This window comes from Pseudomonas sp. 10C3, assembly GCF_036346185.1.
GTDB lineage: Bacteria > Pseudomonadota > Gammaproteobacteria > Pseudomonadales > Pseudomonadaceae > Aquipseudomonas.
Genome location: NZ_JASJVE010000002.1, coordinates 153,236 through 172,438, shown reverse-complemented (window position 1 = coordinate 172,438; position 19,203 = coordinate 153,236). Strand labels below are relative to the sequence as shown.

At 55.8% G+C, this 19,203-nt stretch carries 15 protein-coding genes; 2 read left to right on the top strand and 13 right to left on the bottom strand.

The genetic code is table 11. From position 1 onward, the window contains the following. Positions 1-381 precede the first annotated feature (381 nt). The 9 genes from ccoP (QN399_RS02610) to ccoN (QN399_RS02570) form a co-directional block, all read right to left on the bottom strand. On the bottom strand, positions 382-1,359 hold the full coding sequence (ccoP, locus tag QN399_RS02610) for a cytochrome-c oxidase, cbb3-type subunit III (protein WP_322179890.1): 978 nt from the start codon (positions 1,357-1,359) through the stop codon (positions 382-384). Continuing rightward, positions 1,356-1,547, bottom strand: a complete 192-nt coding sequence (locus tag QN399_RS02605; protein WP_219060523.1) for a cbb3-type cytochrome c oxidase subunit 3 — start codon at positions 1,545-1,547, stop codon at positions 1,356-1,358. Before QN399_RS02605 ends, ccoP (QN399_RS02610) begins: the two co-directional genes overlap by 4 nt. Before the next feature lie 5 nt (positions 1,548-1,552). After that, positions 1,553-2,161 (bottom strand): cytochrome-c oxidase, cbb3-type subunit II, encoded by a 609-nt coding sequence (ccoO, locus tag QN399_RS02600; RefSeq protein ID WP_322179888.1) that lies wholly within the window; start codon positions 2,159-2,161, stop codon positions 1,553-1,555. Further along, positions 2,161-3,603 (bottom strand): cytochrome-c oxidase, cbb3-type subunit I, encoded by a 1,443-nt coding sequence (gene ccoN / locus QN399_RS02595; RefSeq protein ID WP_322179887.1) that lies wholly within the window; start codon positions 3,601-3,603, stop codon positions 2,161-2,163. The genes ccoO (QN399_RS02600) and ccoN (QN399_RS02595) overlap by 1 nt, the downstream gene beginning before the upstream one ends. 136 nt (positions 3,604-3,739) lie before the next feature. Next, positions 3,740-3,919: a hypothetical protein gene (locus QN399_RS02590; RefSeq protein WP_322179886.1), complete on the bottom strand. Its 180-nt coding sequence runs from the start codon at positions 3,917-3,919 to the stop codon at positions 3,740-3,742. Positions 3,920-4,108: 189 nt separating this feature from the next. Next, on the bottom strand, positions 4,109-5,059 hold the full coding sequence (ccoP, locus tag QN399_RS02585; protein ID WP_322215556.1) for a cytochrome-c oxidase, cbb3-type subunit III: 951 nt from the start codon (positions 5,057-5,059) through the stop codon (positions 4,109-4,111). Further along, positions 5,056-5,259 carry a cbb3-type cytochrome c oxidase subunit 3 gene (locus QN399_RS02580; protein ID WP_322179881.1) on the bottom strand — a complete coding sequence of 68 codons (204 nt, stop codon included), beginning with the start codon at positions 5,257-5,259 and terminating at the stop codon, positions 5,056-5,058. The genes ccoP (QN399_RS02585) and QN399_RS02580 overlap by 4 nt, the downstream gene beginning before the upstream one ends. A gap of 3 nt (positions 5,260-5,262) precedes the next feature. Then, complete coding sequence (gene ccoO / locus QN399_RS02575; protein ID WP_322179880.1) at positions 5,263-5,871, bottom strand: cytochrome-c oxidase, cbb3-type subunit II; 609 nt, start codon at positions 5,869-5,871, stop codon at positions 5,263-5,265. 10 nt (positions 5,872-5,881) lie between these two features. After that, positions 5,882-7,306 (bottom strand): cytochrome-c oxidase, cbb3-type subunit I, encoded by a 1,425-nt coding sequence (gene ccoN, locus QN399_RS02570; RefSeq protein ID WP_322179879.1) that lies wholly within the window; start codon positions 7,304-7,306, stop codon positions 5,882-5,884. Positions 7,307-7,395: 89 nt separating this feature from the next. On the opposite strand from ccoN (QN399_RS02570), the gene QN399_RS02565 reads away from it, so the two are divergent. Continuing rightward, positions 7,396-8,085 carry an alpha/beta family hydrolase gene (locus QN399_RS02565; RefSeq protein ID WP_330200512.1) on the top strand — a complete coding sequence of 230 codons (690 nt, stop codon included), beginning with the start codon at positions 7,396-7,398 and terminating at the stop codon, positions 8,083-8,085. A 61-nt stretch (positions 8,086-8,146) separates the two neighbouring features. Here the strand turns inward: QN399_RS02565 and QN399_RS02560 are convergent, their stop codons facing one another. The 3 genes from QN399_RS02560 to QN399_RS02550 form a co-directional block, all read right to left on the bottom strand. Beyond that, the gene (locus QN399_RS02560; protein ID WP_330200511.1) at positions 8,147-11,167 is read right to left on the bottom strand and encodes a hypothetical protein; all 3,021 of its coding nucleotides are present in this window, start codon (positions 11,165-11,167) and stop codon (positions 8,147-8,149) included. 69 nt (positions 11,168-11,236) lie between these two features. Continuing rightward, a complete protein-coding gene (locus tag QN399_RS02555; RefSeq protein ID WP_323565973.1) occupies positions 11,237-13,096 on the bottom strand; it encodes an addiction module component in 1,860 nt (619 codons plus the stop codon). A gap of 261 nt (positions 13,097-13,357) precedes the next feature. Next, positions 13,358-15,220, bottom strand: coding sequence for a hypothetical protein (locus QN399_RS02550; RefSeq protein WP_330200510.1), 1,863 nt, complete (start codon positions 15,218-15,220; stop codon positions 13,358-13,360). Between the two features lie 1,078 nt (positions 15,221-16,298). Between QN399_RS02550 and QN399_RS02545 the strand changes: the two genes are divergently transcribed. Next, positions 16,299-17,879, top strand: coding sequence for an autotransporter outer membrane beta-barrel domain-containing protein (locus tag QN399_RS02545; RefSeq protein ID WP_322215569.1), 1,581 nt, complete (start codon positions 16,299-16,301; stop codon positions 17,877-17,879). Between the two features lie 86 nt (positions 17,880-17,965). Here the strand turns inward: QN399_RS02545 and QN399_RS02540 are convergent, their stop codons facing one another. Next, positions 17,966-18,616 carry a hypothetical protein gene (locus tag QN399_RS02540; RefSeq protein WP_322179872.1) on the bottom strand — a complete coding sequence of 217 codons (651 nt, stop codon included), beginning with the start codon at positions 18,614-18,616 and terminating at the stop codon, positions 17,966-17,968. Between the last annotated feature and the right edge of the window lie 587 nt (positions 18,617-19,203).

Below are 19,203 nucleotides of genomic sequence, written 5' to 3'. Positions count from 1 at the left end.
GTGCGTCCCACGGCAGTGGAAAAAGCCTCAGCCAGTGCGTGCCGACTGTGGTCAAAAGAGTGTCGCTAAGGCGCCAATGATACGCCTCTCGCTCTGGCCCGGGGGTGCGACCTTTGGTCGCGTTGGGTGAAAGCGAATGTTGGTGTAATGACCTGAATCAATTGACTTATGGATTATGGTCGGTTTTGACGGGTAGGGCGTAATGACAGAGGGGAATATACCGCGATTTCGCGAATGTGTTCGCTCCCGCAGATTACTCACCCGTACGCGAATTTATTCTCGAAGGGGTCTGTATGGCTAAATCATCAGACAGCTAAAACCAAAACGGCCCCGCCAGTTTTCACTGGCGGGGCCGTTGTGTGTTGCGGTCACGCGTTCGCTTTACTCAGCGGCAGCAGCCTTGTCTCCATGGGAGAGGCTGTAGACGTAAGCAGCCAGCAGGTGAACCTTGTCATTGCCTTGCAGCAATGCCTGAGCAGGCATCTGGCCCTGACGGCCGTAACGGATGGTCTGCTGCAGTTGCGCGAAGCTCGAACCGTAGATGAATGCCGCCGGGTGAGTCAGGTTAGGTGCGCCCATTGCAGCGGTGCCTTTACCTTCCGGACCGTGGCATGCCACGCAGTTGGTAGCGAACAGTTTCTGGCCTGCAACCGGATCGGCGTTAGCGTCTTCAGGCAGCTTGCGGCCATCCAGTTGGGTGGTAACGAACGCTGCGACGTCGCGTACGCCCTGGTCACCAATGACCGGACCCCAAGCAGGCATGACCGCATGGCGGCCACCCATGATGGTGGTCTTGATGGTTTCCGGTTCACCACCCCAACGCCAGTCTTCGTCGGTCAGGTTCGGGAAGCCGTAAGCACCTTTGGCGTCGGAGCCATGGCAAACTGAGCAGTTGGAGGCGAACAGTCGGCCCCCCATCTTCAAAGCTTGCGGGTCTTTGGCGACTTCTTCGATCGGCATGGATGCGAATTTGGCAAAAATCGGACCAAATCGAGCATCCGATTTAGCCATTTCTTTTTCCCATTCGTGCACGCCAGTCCAACCGGATTGGCCATTGGCGAATTCGGTTTTCTTGTCGTTGTCCAGGTAGGAATAGCCAGGCAGCAGGCCTTTCCAGTTACCCAGACCCGGGTAAAGCACCAGATAGCCCAGCGCGAAGATGATGGTGCCCACGAACAGCATGAACCACCATTTTGGCAGTGGGTTGTCGTATTCCTCGATACCGTCGAAGGAATGGCCCACTTTTTCTTCTGTCGCTTCGCTGCGCTGGCCCTTGCGGGTGGACAGCAGCAGCCAGGTCAGGGCGAAGATGGTACCCAAACTGAGGACTGTGACGTACAGACTCCAGAAAGTAGTCATTCTTTGTTACTCCTAGAAGCTTGCTCTTGCTCAACGTGCTTGATGGCTTCGGGGTCATCCGCGAAGGGCAGCAAAGTTGCTTCGTCGAACTCTGCCTTGCGTCGTCCGCTGAATACCCACAATGCCAGGCCGATAAAAGCCACCATCACTACGACGGTGCCCAGGCCGCGAATCATCCCCATATCCATCAATATCACCGTTTGCTTTTGATGATGGTGCCCAGACCTTGCAGGTAGGCGACCAACGCATCCATTTCAGTTTTGCCTTTCACAGCAGCACTTGCACCGGCGATGTCTTCGTCGGTGTAAGGGACGCCGAGCGTACGCAAGACTTCCATTTTTTTCGGGGTGTCCTTGCCGTCGAGCTTGTTTTCTACCAAGAACGGGTAGGCAGGCATTTTCGACTCGGGCACTACGTTGCGCGGGTTGTACAAGTGCGCGCGCTGCCAGTCATCGGAGTAACGACCGCCGACGCGGGCCAGGTCCGGACCGGTACGCTTGGAACCCCACAGGAACGGGTGGTCCCAGACGCTTTCACCAGCGACCGAGTAGTGGCCGTAGCGTTCGGTTTCAGCACGGAACGGACGGATCATCTGCGAGTGGCAGCCGACACAACCGTTGGCGATGAAAACATCGCGGCCTTCGAGTTCCAGCGCCGGGCGAGGCTTCATGCCTTCAACCGGCTTGTTGGTCACGTCCTGAAAAAACAGGGGGACGATCTGGGTCAGGCCGCCGATGCTGACGGCGATAACCATGAAGAAGGCCAGCAGGCCGATATTCTTCTCGACTACTTCGTGTCTCATCAGTGAGCTCCAACTACAGCGATCTGAGCGGCGGCTTCAGCTTCAGCCGGGTTCGAGGCGCGTACGGTGCGGAACACGTTGTAAGCCATGAACAGCATGCCGCTGGCGAAGAATGCACCACCCAGTGCGCGGACGATGAAGCCCGGATGGCTGGCTTGCAATGCTTCGACGAAGGAGTAAGTGAGGGTGCCGTCGTCGTTGATCGCACGCCACATCAAACCCTGGGTGATGCCGTTGACCCACATCGAAGCGATGTAAAGAACGGTACCGATGGTAGCCAGCCAGAAGTGGGTGTTGATCAAGCCAACACTGTGCATCTGAGGGCGACCGAAGATTTTCGGGATCATGTGGTACAGCGAACCGATCGAGATCATCGCTACCCAGCCGAGAGCGCCGGCGTGTACGTGGCCGATGGTCCAGTCAGTGTAGTGAGACAGCGAGTTGACGGTCTTGATGGCCATCATCGGGCCTTCGAAGGTCGACATGCCGTAGAACGCCAGCGATACGACCAGGAAGCGCAGAATCGGGTCGGTACGCAGTTTGTGCCATGCACCTGACAGCGTCATCATGCCGTTGATCATGCCGCCCCAGCTTGGCGCCAGCAGAATCATCGACATCGCCATGCCCAGCGACTGAGCCCAGTCTGGCAGAGCGGTGTAGTGCAAGTGGTGCGGGCCTGCCCAGATGTACAGGGTGATCAGTGCCCAGAAGTGCACGATCGACAGGCGATAGGAGTAGATCGGACGCTCGGCCTGCTTCGGAACGAAGTAGTACATCATCCCCAGGAAGCCGGTGGTCAGGAAGAAACCTACCGCGTTGTGGCCGTACCACCACTGGATCATCGCATCAGTCGCACCGGAGTAGGCCGAGTAGGACTTGAAGAGGGTCACGGGCAGCGACGCGTGGTTGACGATATGCAGCATCGCCGTCACGAGGATGAAGGCGCCATAGAACCAGAGGCCCACATAAATGTGCTTGGTTTTGCGCTTCATGATGGTGCCAAAGAACACCGCAGCGTAGGTTACCCAGACGATGGCCAGCAAAATGGCGAGAGGCCATTCCAGTTCGGCGTATTCCTTAGTAGTGGTGTAGCCCAGCGGCAACGTGATGCCTGCGCCGACGATCACTGCTTGCCATCCCCAGAAGTGGAAGGCGGCCATGCTGTCGGAGATCAGTCGCGTTTGGCAGGTTCGCTGCACGACATAGTAAGAAGTGGCAAACAGTGCACAACCACCGAAGGCGAAGATCACCAGGTTTGTGTGCAGCGGGCGTAAGCGTCCAAAAGTCGTCCACGGAAGGCCGAGGTTTAACTCGGGCCAAACAAGCTGTGAGGCGATAAAGACACCAAGCCCCATGCCAAGGATCCCCCAGACCACCGTCATGATGGCGAACTGGCGGACTACCTTATAGTTATAAGCAGTCGGACTGATTGCTGTGCTCATTCTAAGGTTCCACGGTTTGGGTGTTTTTTAGGGATAAAAAAGCGGCCGCAGTATGGAGAAAGCGAGTTGCCATTGCAATGCGATCAACGCCTTGCAACCGCTTCCTGAAGCTGATTCTGCGGTCATTTCAGCACGGTCAGGGAGCTGTCAGGCGCAGTGACGAAATGCCGCAGTGGACGAAAAAAAGTGAGGGTTCCAGGCTGGCGGAATGCAGCGGGAAAAGGACGAAACAAAACGCAAAACCAACAACCCGCGGACCATAGCCGCTGTAGATGAGCTTTTTGCGCAAGTTATCGAGCACAATCGCCGAAAACATTCGTATCACTTGACCTGTGGCCCACTGTTGGCAGTCCACTATGCCGGCAAGCTTAGTCCTGAATGTCGGGAGTGGGAAGGTGTACTAACGACGGGTGCGACACTTGGTCGCGGAGGGAAAGGAGTTGCCGCTCCTGTAACAGGAGCGGCATTCACGCACAGCCCAGAGATTGTCCGGGTTGCTGAATCGTTATTGTGCCTTGGCTGTTGGCGCCTCTTGCTGAGCAGTACCCTGTGACAGGCTATAAACATAGGCGGCTAACAACTGCACCTTGTCATTTCCCAGCTGCTCGTTCTGCGCTGGCATCTGACCTTGACGACCATAACGGATAGTCTGCTGCAACTGGGTCAGACTGCTGCCGTAGATGAAACCGGTCGGTTGCGTCAGGTTCGGCGCCCCCATCGCTTGCGTGCCTTGACCTGTTGCGCCGTGGCAGGCTACGCAATTGGTGTTGAACACTTGCTGTCCGGCTTCGACATTGGCGGTTTCATCGGCTGGCAATGGCAGTCCTGCGAGGGAGTGACGTACATACGCTGCGACGTTTTTCACCCCTTCCTCACCGAGAATCGGACCCCAGGCTGGCATGCCGGCTATACGGCCACCCATGATGGTGGTCTTGATAGTGTCGGCGCTGCCGCCCCATCGCCAAATGGTATCTGTCAGGTTGGGAAAGCCATAGGCCCCCCGAGCATCCGAACCGTGGCAGACGGCGCAGTTGGAGGCGAACAGACGTCCGCCCATCTTCAGCGCTTGTGGGTCTTTGGCGACTGCTTCCACGGGCATGGCAGCAAATTTGGCGAAAATAGGCCCAAACTTGGTGTCAGCCTTGTCCATTTCCTTTTGCCACTCATTGACACTGGTCCAGCCATTCGCATAGCCGGGGAGAATGCCTTTCCAGTTGCCCAGGCCTGGGTAGAGGATCAGGTAGCCGACCGCGAACACCAGAGTTGCGGCAAACAACATGAACCACCATTGGGGCAGTGGGTTGTCGTACTCCTCAATGCCGTCGAAGCTGTGCCCCATGGTCTGATCGGTACTGCCTTTGGTTTCGCCCTTACGGGTGCCGATCAGCAGCCACGTAAGGCCGATCAGGCTGCCGATGGTCAGTACACAGATGTAGGTACTCCAAAATGTGGTCATGGCTGGGTACTCCGCTCAACAGGGTGCTCTACAACAGATTGTTCTTCAGCGTGAGATGGCAGCGGTTCGTCCGCGAAAGGCGCCATGCGCGCTTCAGCGAACTCCGGATTGCGTTTACTGTTGAAGACCCAAAAGGCCAACCCGATAAATGCGATTGCCACCACCAGCGTGCCAAGACCGCGTAAGTCTCCGATATCCATGGCTTACCTCTTGCTCTTGATCGAGGTGCCGAGTACCTGCAAGTAGGCAATCAGTGCATCCATCTGGGTTTTGCCTTTGAGCGTTTCAACGGCCCCGGCGATGTCGGCGTCGGTGTAAGGCACGCCGAGGCTGCGCATGGTTTTGAGCTTGGTTACGGTGTGGCTGCTGTCGACAGGTTCGTTCACCATCCATGGATAGCCAGGCATTTTCGACTCAGGCACCACGTTGCGCGGGTTGTACAAGTGCGCGCGCTGCCAGTCATCGGAGTAACGCCCGCCGACCCGTGCCAGATCAGGCCCGGTACGCTTGGAGCCCCACAGGAACGGATGGTCCCAGACGCTTTCACCGGCGACCGAGTAGTGCCCGTAGCGTTCTGTTTCAGCACGGAACGGACGGATCATCTGCGAGTGACAACCCACACAGCCGTTGGCGATGTAGACATCGCGACCTTCCAGCTGCAGCGCGGTGTAGGGCTTCATGCCTTCAACCGGCTTATTGGTCACGTCCTGAAAGAACAGCGGGACGATTTGTGTCAGGCCACCGATGCTCACAGCCAAGACCATCAACAACATCAGCAGGCCGACGTTTTTCTCGATTGTTTCGTGTTTCATGGCGAACTCCTCAGGCCATCTGCGCTGCGGCGGCAGCTTCGGCAGGCACGCAGGCCCGTACGGTGCGCCAGGTGTTGTAGGCCATCAGCAACATACCGCTGAAGAAGATCGCGCCGCCCACCAGCCGCACGATAAAGCCAGGATGGCTGGCCACCAGGGTTTCGACGAACGAGTAAGTCAGCGTGCCGTCTTCGTTGACTGCGCGCCACATAAGGCCCTGAGCGATACCGTTGACCCACATCGAGGCGATGTACAGCACGGTGCCGATAGTTGCCAGCCAGAAGTGGGCGTTGATCAAGCCGACGCTGTGCATACGTGGCCGGCCGAAGATTTTCGGGATCATGTGGTACAGCGCACCGATGGAAATCATCGCCACCCAACCCAGAGCGCCCGCGTGCACGTGACCGATGGTCCAGTCGGTGTAGTGGGAGAGGGCGTTGACGGTCTTGATCGCCATCATCGGACCTTCAAAGGTCGACATGCCGTAGAACGCCAGTGACACGACCAGGAAGCGCAGGATCGCGTCGTCGCGCAATTTATGCCAGGCGCCCGAGAGCGTCATCATGCCGTTGATCATGCCGCCCCAGCTTGGTGCCAGCAGAATCAGTGACATAACCATACCCAGTGACTGAGCCCAGTCCGGCAGCGCGGTGTAGTGCAGGTGGTGCGGGCCAGCCCAGATATACAGGGTGATCAGCGCCCAGAAGTGCACGATCGACAGGCGATAGGAATACACCGGCCGTTCAGCTTGCTTAGGAACGAAGTAGTACATCATCCCCAAAAAGCCTGCGGTCAGGAAAAAGCCTACGGCGTTGTGTCCGTACCACCACTGCACCATCGCATCAGTCGCCCCGCCATACACGGAGTAGGACTTGGTCAGGCTGATGGGTATCTCCATGTTGTTGACGAGGTGCAGAATCGCCACAGTGATGATAAAGGCGCCGAAGAACCAGTTACCGACATAGATGTGCTTGGTGTTGCGCTTCTTCAGCGTGCCGAAGAAGACGATGGCGTAGCTGACCCAGACGATGGTGATCAGAATATCGATCGGCCATTCCAGTTCGGCGTATTCCTTGGAGCTGGTATAACCCAGCGGCAAGGTAATGGCGGCCAACAGAATCACCAGTTGCCAACCCCAGAACGTAAACGCCGCCAGTCGGGGCGCGAACAGTTGGGTCTGGCAGGTGCGTTGCACCGAGTAGTAGGAGCTGGCAAACAGCGCACAGCCGCCGAACGCGAAAATCACCGCATTGGTGTGCAGTGGACGCAAACGACCGAACGTAGTCCAGGGCAAGTTGAAGTTGAGTTCAGGCCAAACCAATTGCGCGGCGATAAAAACGCCGAGCCCCATTCCGACGATGCCCCACACCACCGTCATAATGGCAAATTGGCGGACCACCTTATAGTTGTAGGCGGTACTGTTAGTTGTGTTCATTTAGGTGTGTTCCCATCTTCTTTGGTCCGGATCAGAGGTCCGAGTCATAGCACCGAGTTATAGGCAGACTAATCAAAAGCGAGGTAAGCATGAGAGAAGGACTAAGTGCCGGTATTGACGGGGATCAATGCGAACTACTGGCGCGAACTAATGGCTGGTTATGGAGTCCCGCTCCTCAGAGGTTTTTTGACACGTCGCCGACCCTGATCCTGGCCCATGGCGCAGGCGCACCCATGGACAGCGAATTTATGACCGACATGGCTGCACGCCTTGCCGTGCGGGGCGTCAACGTGATGCGCTTCGAGTTTCCCTACATGGCTCAACGACGCCTCGACGGCCGCAAACGTCCCCCCAACTCGCAAGCGCAATTGCTCGACTGCTGGCGGCAGGTCTATGCCCAGGTGCGACCACACGTCGCTGGACGCCTGGCTGTCGGGGGTAAGTCCATGGGCGGACGAATGGCCAGTCTGGTGGCTGATGAGCTGGGCGCAGATGCGCTGGTGTGTCTGGGTTACCCGTTCTATGCCGTGGGCAAACCGGAAAAACCTCGGGTGGCGCATTTGGCTGAATTGAAGACGTCAACCTTGATCGTGCAGGGGGAAAGGGACGCGTTGGGGAATCGGGAGGCGGTAGACGGGTATGAATTATCCAGCGCTATCGATATTTATTGGGTGCCGACAGGCAATCACGACCTGAAACCGTTGAAGTCGGCGGGTGTGAGTAGCGATGCGGTGTTGGATCAAGCGGCCGAAAGGCTGGTAGATTTTTTGATGAAGTAGTCCGTTTAAAGTACTAAGCCTGCGGCATCGCAGGCTTAGTACTTGGAACTTAGTCGTTCAATCAGCCCTTCATGCCGAACGCGTGAGCCGCTTCCCCGCCAAAACCGACGTCTTTGAGTGCTAACGTTCGGCCATCCCGGGGAAAAATCGCCCAGCGTTTACCTAAACCGGCAACGTCCGCAGCCCAAGCGCGGCTATCTCGGCCTGCTTCGTAGCTGAGTCCCGGATCACCGCCGTAATTGGCACGTAATGTATTCCAGTCGGCCAACGAAGGCATGTGCGCACCCGCGCTGTTTACCGGTTTCATAGCTTCGGTGTAGGTGTGGAAGATGAAATACACAAACGTCAGGACATTTGAGGTTTTTACGTTATAGCTGACGCGTTGACCCGCGCTGTCAGTGACGATGATGGCGGCAGCGCCATTGCTGACCGAGATGACTCGTCCCGTTGCGTCGACCTCCGCAATCGTTGGTGCGCTGGACTCGTAACGGTAAGGTGCGACCCCACCCGAGGCCACTCGCTGCGCGAACGCTCCGGCAGGTGGAAACTTAGGCGTGGCCGCTGCTCGCAAGTGCCGAGCGATCAGCACCAGTTCAGAGGTGTCGATGATCAACGGAGGCTTGGCACCGGCCACGACCTTGAACGCAGTCGCCGGCGAAACCAGCGGCAAAGCATTATTACGAGTCACCTCGTAAGTAACCTGAACGGCACCATCGGCGCTGCCGATCACAACGGATTTGGGCACGACGAATTCAATATTAGCCGCAGTGCCAGCCTCTTTCGCAGGGGTTACGTGGTTTTGAGGTCCGTCCCATTTAACGACGATGCTGTCTTTTTCATCGATGCCGGTGTAACGGGGGACTGTTATCAGTACGCCATAACCAGGTACGTTTTCCAGGTTCATGATGTTATTAACGTCTACACCTGCGACAGCCGGCTTGGGAAGGTGAGAGAGGGCTGTGTCGATCAGCAGATCAAGGACGTTTGACTGTTCAATCGTGCCGTCGACGCGGGTGACTACATAATAAATCTGCACCTTATTGCCGAGGTCATTGGCAACTATCGTTCCCGAAAAAATCACCAACAACTCTTGTCCTGCTTGACTGGCGGAGATGGCTTTATCTTTAGCGTACCTCCCGCCCGGCGATTGCCATGACACGGTCACGAAGTCGCCTTCCTTCAGATTCGCGCTGGCGTCAATGACCACTGTTGCTCCATTGAACGTATCGACAGGGTCAAGGGTGCCATCTTCTTTGGCTTCCTTGACCGTTGGATCGGGCAGGGGAGTGATGACCGTGGCGCCGATTTTGAGTAGCAGCGTTTCCGAGGCAAGCGTGCGATTACCACGCACCACCTCATACCGCACAGCAACGCTGCCATCGAGGTTGGCGTCCACATAGTGCTTTTTGACCCGGAAAATGACGTCCTTGCCCAACATGCCGCTGTTGAGTGTTGTGCTAGTGCTGTAGCTGGCGTCCGGCGTGCTGCCATCCCAATGCAACGTGACCTTGTCCAGCGGCGCCATGCCCGCGTATGGCCTGACACGAACCACGGCTTCTAGCACGATGTCCGCCGGATCAAGCACACCATCTGCACTTGCGCCATCGACAGAGGGGGACGGTAACAATGCGCCCCCGTCAGTGCCGACTTGCACCTGCAGCGAAGGCGATTTGAAAAACGCCCGGGCGAATGTAGTCACCGTGTAATAAAGTTCAAGCGTACCGCCCGCCAGCGCACTGACTTTATCGTCAGGGATCAAGAACGCCACCGTTTGCCCAACGTCATCACTGTTGAGGTTTTTCACCTCTTCATGAATCACATTGGCACCGCTGGCGGTCTTGCCCATCCACACCAGAGTGACGTCATTGCCATCGGCCATGAAGTAATACGCTGGCACTTGGGCGATGACATTGTGCGCCGTCGGGTCGAGCACACCGTTATTCTCCTCCGCAGCAGGCAACTTCGGTGGCGCCAGCACCTGAGCCTCACCCACGATGGTCAGCGGCAGGCTCTTGGAGCGCTGCTCCTCGCCGGACACTTTCCTGACCTTGTACTTGAGCCGCGCCCGGCCTTGGGCAATCGGCTCGAATTGTTCATTGGGAATCAGGAACTGCACAAACCCGATGGACGTGCCCACCGGTTTCATCGCGACATAAGGGTCCAGCCCCAACCCTTCCGCCGTGTTGCGCTCGACGGTGAAAGTGATTTCGTCCGTGGCATTGATCCCCGGATAAGACAGCACCAGCGCCTGCACATCGGCCCCGGCAAGGGATGCAAGGTCCAACTCCATATTGGCCGCTTGTGGTGCGACCGGGGCGGGAAGGGTGGAGTTGCCAGCTTCGACTTCGACATACGTGGGGAGGGAAAAGCGCGACCAGTTGTTTACGGTGTCACGAACTTCGTACATTCCCACCAGTGTGTCGGAGTCACCCGCGCCAATAATGGTTTCTCGGGGGATCGACACGCTAATGAGTTGATCCGCCGCTGGAAGCTCATCCAGCGAGTGCCTCACGGGTGTTCCGTGCCAGAAAACGGTGATCGCATCGTTGATCTCCATGTTTTGATAGGCTGCGATATTGACCGTCACCTGATCGAGGTCTCCGTTACCGATAGTGCCCTCGGGCGTTATCGTGCACAGGCTCAGGTTCTCATTGATATAAGGCGTGTCAGGCGTGTTATCAATGCCGCCGGGGACCGTCAGTTTTACGGTTATTGGCAGGCGTTCGGATTTATTGAACGTGCCGCCCACCAGTCTTTTTACCGTATACCAAGTGTCTACCCGATAGTGTGGATTAATGTCCGCAGGTGGCACGATGTACCGTTGATCCACCGGCAGCGTGACAAAAGAGCCCGTCCCTTCGGCAGTATCGCCAGGTTTAACTGTGTAATTAGCAATCGATCCTTCCTGGTCGCCCCAAAACAACTCGATGTAGTCACTGTCCATCATGCCAATATAGGGACCGATCCGGATCAGTACAGGGACCGAAGGATCTAGCGTATCGAGGTGACCGATGCCACTGGGGTCGTTAGTGCTGTGCAGCTTTGGTTTTGCCAGCAATGTTGTCTGTTTTAAAGAATCCATGTCGTTACTCACTGGGTCAGTATTAGTCACAATGAAAGTGGGCCGCTGTTCGGCGGCCCACACGCGAGATCAAGGCTTTGCACAGCCTTCGCCAGGGGTGACCATGTCAATAAAGACTTTTGCAATACCGGAAGTAGCAGGGCCGGTAATACTGTTGATTTTAAACATGGCTTCGGCGCGACCGAAACAAATCAGACGCAGGTTCGCATCCGGCACGGTGAACTCGTAATCTTCGCGAGTTTGTTGTTCGGTCAGTGGCTCAGTGGTAAAGGTGTACGTTGCTTCTGGAACTTGCGGGCCTTCGAACAAACCTTTCCATCCCAGGAATGTAAAGTTCAATACGTCGCCCGTTTTAATATTCTCGTAAGGCTTGACCAATAAAGTGGCACCATCGGGGTTGAGGATCGCCCCAATACCGCCGTTTTCAGTCACTCGCTGGAATTCCGGTGGCTGCAGACCGTTTTCGCCGCCTGGCAACTCGCCCTTGCGTCTCACAATCACGCTTTGAGACGCCGAGTAGGTTGTGTTGGGATTACCCGTATGCGTCACGGTGTAATTGACCCGAATGTCCGTGCCGGTGCCTTCGTTAGAGATCAACGCGTTAGGAACCGTCAACGACAGGTCTGCTGCTGCCGTGACATCGGAAAGCTTGATCCGATATAGCACCGGCACCGGCTGCTGCCCCCAGAACAGGCTGATTTGATCGTCCTCAATAAACCCGCTTTTCCAGGCGATGATGGCAGTGGCCGGTTGCAGGTAATCGTTTTCGTCGATTACGTTGTCGGTATCGTCGGGGTTGGTGCTGGCCCCACGGATGATCGGTTTTTCAGGACTCACAGGACCTGGAAGATCCAGCACGACATTGACGGTCTTCACTGCGGAAGTGCCAAACAACAGGGTGTTGCGACGCACTTCGTAATACACGTCTACGTCGCCATCAGGTGTTAATGCGACGGTGGCGTAGTTCACCAGCAGGGTGAAAATAGGGTCTTCGTTTTCGTCTCCTGCCTCAACAGACTGCATCGGCAGGCTATTGGCACCCCAATACAGCGTGACCTCATCACCCGGTTGCACACCGTCGTACGCAGGAATGTCTACGCTCACAGACTGCTTCGCGTCGGCATCGCTGATAACACGGTCATCGGCTTGAGCGATAATCGGTGCGGGCAGATCGACTGCGGATTCATGCAGTGCAAGTTGGAACGCCACCGGTTCTGAATCCACTGAAATGTTACCGGCACGATCAGTGATGACGTAGTACACGTCCTCTTTGATATCGCCCAATGCTTCCAGATATACGCGGGTAAACCCGATCATGATCCGCTCAGGCTGCGTGCCACCGCCGGGTACTTCGGCCTGTTGCACGGTATGTTCCGGACCTTTCTGGCCAGCCCAGTAAGTCTGGATGACATCACCCAGTTTGATGTCGAAGTAGGCCGGTACTTCACCGACCAACACATCCGCCATCGCGGTCAGTTCGTCCGAGGTCAGGCCATCATTGACGACCCTCGGGAAAATCAGCGGCGACAGCAGCGAACCGCCTGGCGCCTGTCGGTCGAACACGATCGGAGTTGCTGCCGACACATTGGGCGTACCACCAATAAAACGCCGAGAGAGATACGCCAGCGTGTGGTTACCGTCCTGCGCGCCGGTCAAACTATCAACTGGAATATCCAGGGTCAGTTCAGTGCCCGGGATCGGGTTCGCCGGAAGTTGTCCTTGCACGCCGACAAGTACGTTATCCAGCAGCAATTGGTAGTAGTCACCCTCGACAGCATCGTCCCATACAGGGAATGTTACAGGGATTGGTGCGGTCAATAGTGCAGCGGGTAAAAGACCGTCGACCAATGCAGTGGGCAGTACCGGTGGAACTAATGCACGCGGTGCGCGATGTGAATGACGGCGAATCAAAGCATTTGAAGTACACATGGTTATTCTCCTGAGTGAATGCGCGGTATTCTGCTGAAGAGCAGTTTTCCGCGTTTTTTTGGCAATAAAAGCCCGACAACTTTTAGGGTTAAAGTTGCGTGGTTAACGATGTATAGGGCCCGTTATCACGCGGGATAATGGCGGTTAGATAAACGGTGTAAAGGCTTTATCTGTCATTGAACTAATAGAGGTTTTCGTGACCTGTCAACAGTGGGTGGTAAATAAATAGTTTTTTCTTATCTGTTGAACGAGCAAGCGCGTTCAGCACCCCGGCGCAGGCGTGCGCATATCGACATAAGTGCCTGCCTTTAATGAACTCGCCTGCCCATGGGTATTGATCACCTCGTAGCGCGCTTCCGCTCGACCCCGCTGGATGGCCATCAAACAGGTGTGGGCAATCATGAACCGGCAGCCTTTGAGCAGGTCATTGTCGCTCACCACCTGTTCCTGACGGTCCGACGCGGCCACCACCGGATCACCGCCACTCATGGCGTCGAACCCGGTGAACGACAATTGAATAACATCGCCGACCTGCATGTTCCGGTAGGGGTTGATGCGCACTGCGGTGCCGTTCGGGCTGCCGTCCGGGCTGCCTGCCGGTTCCAGCGTGCAATACGCATTGGCCTGGATAAACAGCGGCGCACCGAGGCCGGTTTCACCGCCCGGCAATTGTCCTTTCGACACCAGCTTCACCGGTTGGCTTGGCGAATATGAGGTGTTGGGGTTGCCCGCATGCGTCACGGTGTAACGCACTGAAACCGGCTTGCACACGCCTTCAGCGGTGATGACCCGATTGGGCAGGCAGATCAGCAGATCGGTTGCTGTATCAACGTCGTTCTGATTGATTGGCCGAACCACCGGCACGGTCGAGGCGCCCCAGAACAGATTGATCTGGTCGCAGCGCTTGAACCCCCCACGCCAGGCAATCACCGTGTCGGCGCTGAGCAGGTAATCGTCTTCATCAAGGACGTTGTCCTGTCGATTGGCGTTATCGCTTCTGCCTTTAATGACCGGCGCGGCCAGCGCTTCGTTGATCAAGGTGTGCGGCGAGTCGTCCTGCGGGCCCGGCACTGTCAGAAACACCTGCACCTCCAGGCTCGGCGAGGTGGCGAGCAATTGCCCTTCGCGGCGTACTTCATAGCGAACCTCGATCTTGCCATCGCCGGCCTGCACCAGACTCGGATAGGCCACCGCCATGGAGAACAGCACCGCTTGGCCGAGCTCAGCGGCAGTCAGCCGATACTCGGGTAAGGCTACGCTGCCCCATAGCAGGGTTATGGCGTCCCCGGCCTCGGCATGGGTGTACGCCGGAATATCCACCCGCACCCCTTGGCGGCCATCGGTGTCATCGATCAGCCCATCGTCGGCCTGCGGCACCATGGGTGGCAGCAGATCGGTCGGGGTGTTTTTGATGCGCAGCACAACGCTGGCCGCTTGCGACACCACCGAGGTATTGCCTGCGCGGTCGGTCACGGTGTAGGTCACTGCGACCTCGCCATCCTCCAGCGACTCCAGATAGGTGCGGTCGAAGCTCAGGCTGATGGCCGGGTCGGTCAGTTCTTCCGCCAGCACCGTATGGACCGGTCCTGGCTGGCCCGCCCAATAGCTGCGAATCACATCCCCCCATTTCATGTCGAAATACCCCGGCACGTTCGCCACCAGCACGTTGCCCATGGCCGACAGTTCGGCGGAGGTCAGGCCGTTTTCACTTTCGCTCGGGAACATCAGCGGTGCGAGTGTGCCGCCGCCGGGAGGGGTACGGTCAATGATGACGGGGGTGGAGGCAGATACATTGGGGGGGCCGCCGATGAAGCGCTTGGTGTGGTAAGCCAGCGTATGAGCACCCTCTTCCCAGCGATCAGAAATAAAAATTTCAAACGTCAGTATTTCACCGGGCGTCGGATTGCTCCCTAGCTGCTTTTGTTCCCCCTTCAGAGCATTATTAATGAGCAGTTGGTAATAATCACCCTCCATCGCATCCGGCCAAGTTGGAAAGCTGACAGTGATAGTGCTCTCTAAATCCCGACGCTGTAAAAGTCCATCCACAGGGTCAGCAATTGAAATGGTGGGCAGCTCCATGGAAGTTTCTCTAGTGCCAGCTGTTTGGTTGTCGTAGTTCTGCATGTTGACTCTCCTGATGGTTTGAGACACCTGTCGCTGTCGCGTCATCGATAGCGGCTCATAAGCGTTCGTCTGAAAGCATTGCGTTGGAAACAGGCCCCACAGCCATCGGGTGGTACATAGTTATGGGGGTGCTGTCTAAAATCGAACCAATAGCAATTGAATGTGATTGTCAATCGCTCGAATTTTATTTAATAGAGCTCGTCTCAGGCGCCCAAACGGAATACCCGCTGTCTGTAAGACTCATATTTCAAATTCGTCAGATGCGTCCTACAAGGATAATATCCATAACGCTCTTCAGGACTGAATGCGAACTCTAAAATAGGGTCAGTTCATTTTATGAAGGAGTTGCATATTGAAAAGGATTGGTTCGTGCCGCCCGATTTTTCGGATAGGGCTGGGGGCGGTAGGCGTTTCATTGGGAGCTTCGTTGAGCCTGTACGCTGTCGCTGAGGACGCTATGGCTGATGCTGCGTTAGTCCGTTTTCCCAGTGCGCCTAATGGAAATCAAGTGTTGGCGAGAGACCCTAAAACATCGAGGCTCTTAGTTGATGGCATTGTATGGAATGTGGATGGGGCGACGCCGCAAGATTCATATAATGTCCAGAATGGCGGTGTGTTGAACGTTAGCGGTGCTACTACTGGTTATATTAATATTAACGGCAGTACGCTTAATATGGAGTCAAGCACTGCCCGCGGTGACGTTAAATCTTTTGGTGGGGTGGTAAATATTAATCAATCCGTTGTTGTCAGCGATAGAGAAGCGTTGACCGTGATTAGGGGTGGTAATGCGATTTCCGTGGCAAATGTGAGCAATAGTTCACTTTCTGGTGGGGTTGGCGCCAATGTTGGTGGTAGAAGTGAACTGAATGTTAGTAATAGTCAATTGGCAGGGGTTGGTGGGGGTAGTTTTGGTGGATTGGGTGTAGTGCTTGCAGGTGCTACAGTAAACGCATCGAATGGTAGTTTGATTGTGGGCAGTAATAATGGCCTATTGATTTCCATTGACGTGGGAAATGCTACGGATGTGCCTAAATCGATCAATAGTGTAGTCGTTATAGATGGGTCTGAAGTTCAGGGTTTGAACGGTCCCGCAATCAAGGTCACAGCAACACCGCCCTCTATGGTGAGCGAGCCTATTGGTGCCGTCGCCGACATCACCTTTCAAAACCACTCAACCCTTTTGTCCGGTAACGGCAATCTGTTGGAAGTCGACGGCGACAGCACCGTAAAATTCACCGTCGACGACAGTACCCTTACTGGCAATCTGGTCGCCGATGACACCAGCACGCTGAATGTCACCCTGCAAAACAACGCGCAGCTCACCGGCGATGTGATCAACGGCAACAATTTGTCGATCAATTCCGGTGCGCAGTGGCAGATGGTGGGTGATAACGCAGTCAAGACGCTGAACCTCAACGGCGGCGGGGTGAACTTTGGTGCGGACGGGTTTCATACGCTGTCGCTGGGTGAGTTGTCCGGTAGCGGTGCATTTGCCATGAACATTGATCTGGATGCTGGTGTCGGTGACTTATTGGAGGTCAACGGCGAGGCCAATGGCGACTTCACGCTCAAAGTGAAGAACACGGGCGTTGAACCGGTGTCGCCCGACATTCAGCCATTGCAGGTGGTCCACACCGAAGGTGGCGATGCGCAGTTCATCCTGCTGGGCAATCGGGTGGATTTGGGCGTCTATTCCTACGAACTGGAAGAGCAGGGCACCGACTGGTTCATCGTCGGTTCGGGCAAAACCATCAGCCCCTCGACGCAGAGTGTGCTGGCCTTGTTCAATGCTGCACCCAATATCTGGATGAGCGAGCTGTCGACGTTGCGCAGTCGCATGGGTGAAGTGCGCACCAGCGGCGAGGGTGGCGGCTGGATTCGGGCGTATGGCAATCGCTTCAACGCCACGACCGGCGCAGGTGTCGATTATGAGCAGCGACAGAGCGGTATGTCGTTCGGTGCGGATGCGCCGGTTCCGGTGAGTAACGGTCAGTTGCTGATAGGGTTGCTCGGTGGGTATAGCAAGTCCGATCTGGACTTGAGTCGCGGCACCTCGGGCAATGTCGACAGCTATTACGTCGGCGCTTACGGTACTTGGCTGTCGGAGGAGGGCTATTACGTTGATGGTGTGCTCAAGCTCAACACCTTCAACAACGAGTCGGAGGTGGCGATGAGCGACCAGACTCAAGCCAAGGGCAGTTATAAAAACACGGGTATCGGTGGTTCGGTGGAGGTCGGCAAGCACATCAAGTTGGCCGATGACTTCTTCCTTGAACCCTTTGCGCAGATGGCGGCGGTGGTGATTCAGGGCGACCATTACACTCTGGACAACGGCCTGGAAGCGAAGAACAACCGCACTCAGTCGGTACTGGGCAAGGTGGGTACTTCGGTCGGCCGTAACATCGCGCTTAAGGATGGCGGTGTACTCCAGCCCTATGTGCGTGTCGCTGTCGCTCACGAATTTGCGCGCAGCAACGAGGTGACGGTCAACGACACCCGTTTCAACAATGAGCTATTTGGCTCGCGTGCAGAGTTGGGTGCAGGGGTGGCGGTATCGCTGTCGAAGCGCCTGCAAGTGCACGCGGACTTCGACTACATGAAGGGCAATAACGTCGAGCAGCCGTGGGGGGCAAACGTGGGTGTGCGGTATGCTTTTTGATGAGGTGAGTCCAAGCGCTTCGGGGTTCTGAAGCCAGCGTAGAAAAACCCCCGGTGATCACTCATCGGGGGTTTTTCTTTACACCCTCAATGCTGCGGCGGTGGGCGTCGCTGCTGTTTGCGTCTGATGGATCGTCCTCGGTTGCGTTGTTTGGCGCTGGATCGGTAACAGCTATGCACGTTCAGATAGAGGATCGCGGAGGTGCCAATCCGTTGTCCGTCGCGATTGATGTCGTAACACACTTCGACTTTGCCCTGCGGGGCAACATTATCTGTACTGTACGAGACCCATTGCATCCCAATGATCGGATCGTTGATGTGTTCTTCATCCAGCGTCTGGATAGGGTAGGTTCTGCTGCCCCACAGCAGGTGGAATTCATCCCCGGGTTGCAAATAGGACGAGCCAGGTATCAGTACGTTGATCCCGGCTTTCATCTGCGCTTCCGAGACTGACTTGGGGTTGATCCCTTCCAGGGAGGGTGGCTCCAGGTGGGTGGAAATGAGGATGGTAAGCTCGCCCGACGAGTTATCTTCAGCCCGTAGTACGCGGGCGTAGGTAAAGGCCATTTCCCCGGTTGACGAGGTCTTCGGAGCGCCGTCCGAACGTTCTGCCAGCAAGTGCGTTCCCAGAGGAGCGCCCGGTTTGGTGGGGCTGTCTCGCCGAGCCGGACGCGTAACCTGCGTCGTAGGCTTTTCAGGCTTGAAGGGAGGAGAGCCAGGCGGCTTTTGATCATCCATATTCAATACTCCTTACAGTGCGGACATAAATGTTGATAGTGCGGCGACACAATATTTATAAGCTGCAATGGCGATTTATTCCTGGAGAATTACATTGCTTCGTGTAACGAGGCTCGGGGTTGGTCGGAAGACTACACGGTTGTTGCTTGGTTTTCTGCCATTGATTTCATGTTGTGAGCAATTGATGCTGTGTGTGACTCGTTAGTGTTAACTAGGTGCATGTCGACGTAATAGGGTATTCGCCGGGTTGTCAATCAGAGTGGCCCGTTCGGATAGTCAATTAGATGGGAAGGCGCAAGGAATGTAGGATGCAGCCTACAGGTATGGATTAATTCCTACATATTTAAAGGAGAGTACTTATTTTTTATAATAAACAAAACCCAGGCGGATAATCCGCCTGGGTTTTGTTGGTGCGTGGAGGAAATGGAGGGAGAAGGAGTGTCTTGTAGTTGCAGCGTTAAGGTTACACAGTGCGAGGCGATGGATGTGTTGCCTGCGCGGTCAGTGACGAAGTAGTCAATTGTTGTTTTATTATCATTATTGGGTGGTAATTAGTTATTGTTTTCGCTGCCTTCAAATCAACTAAT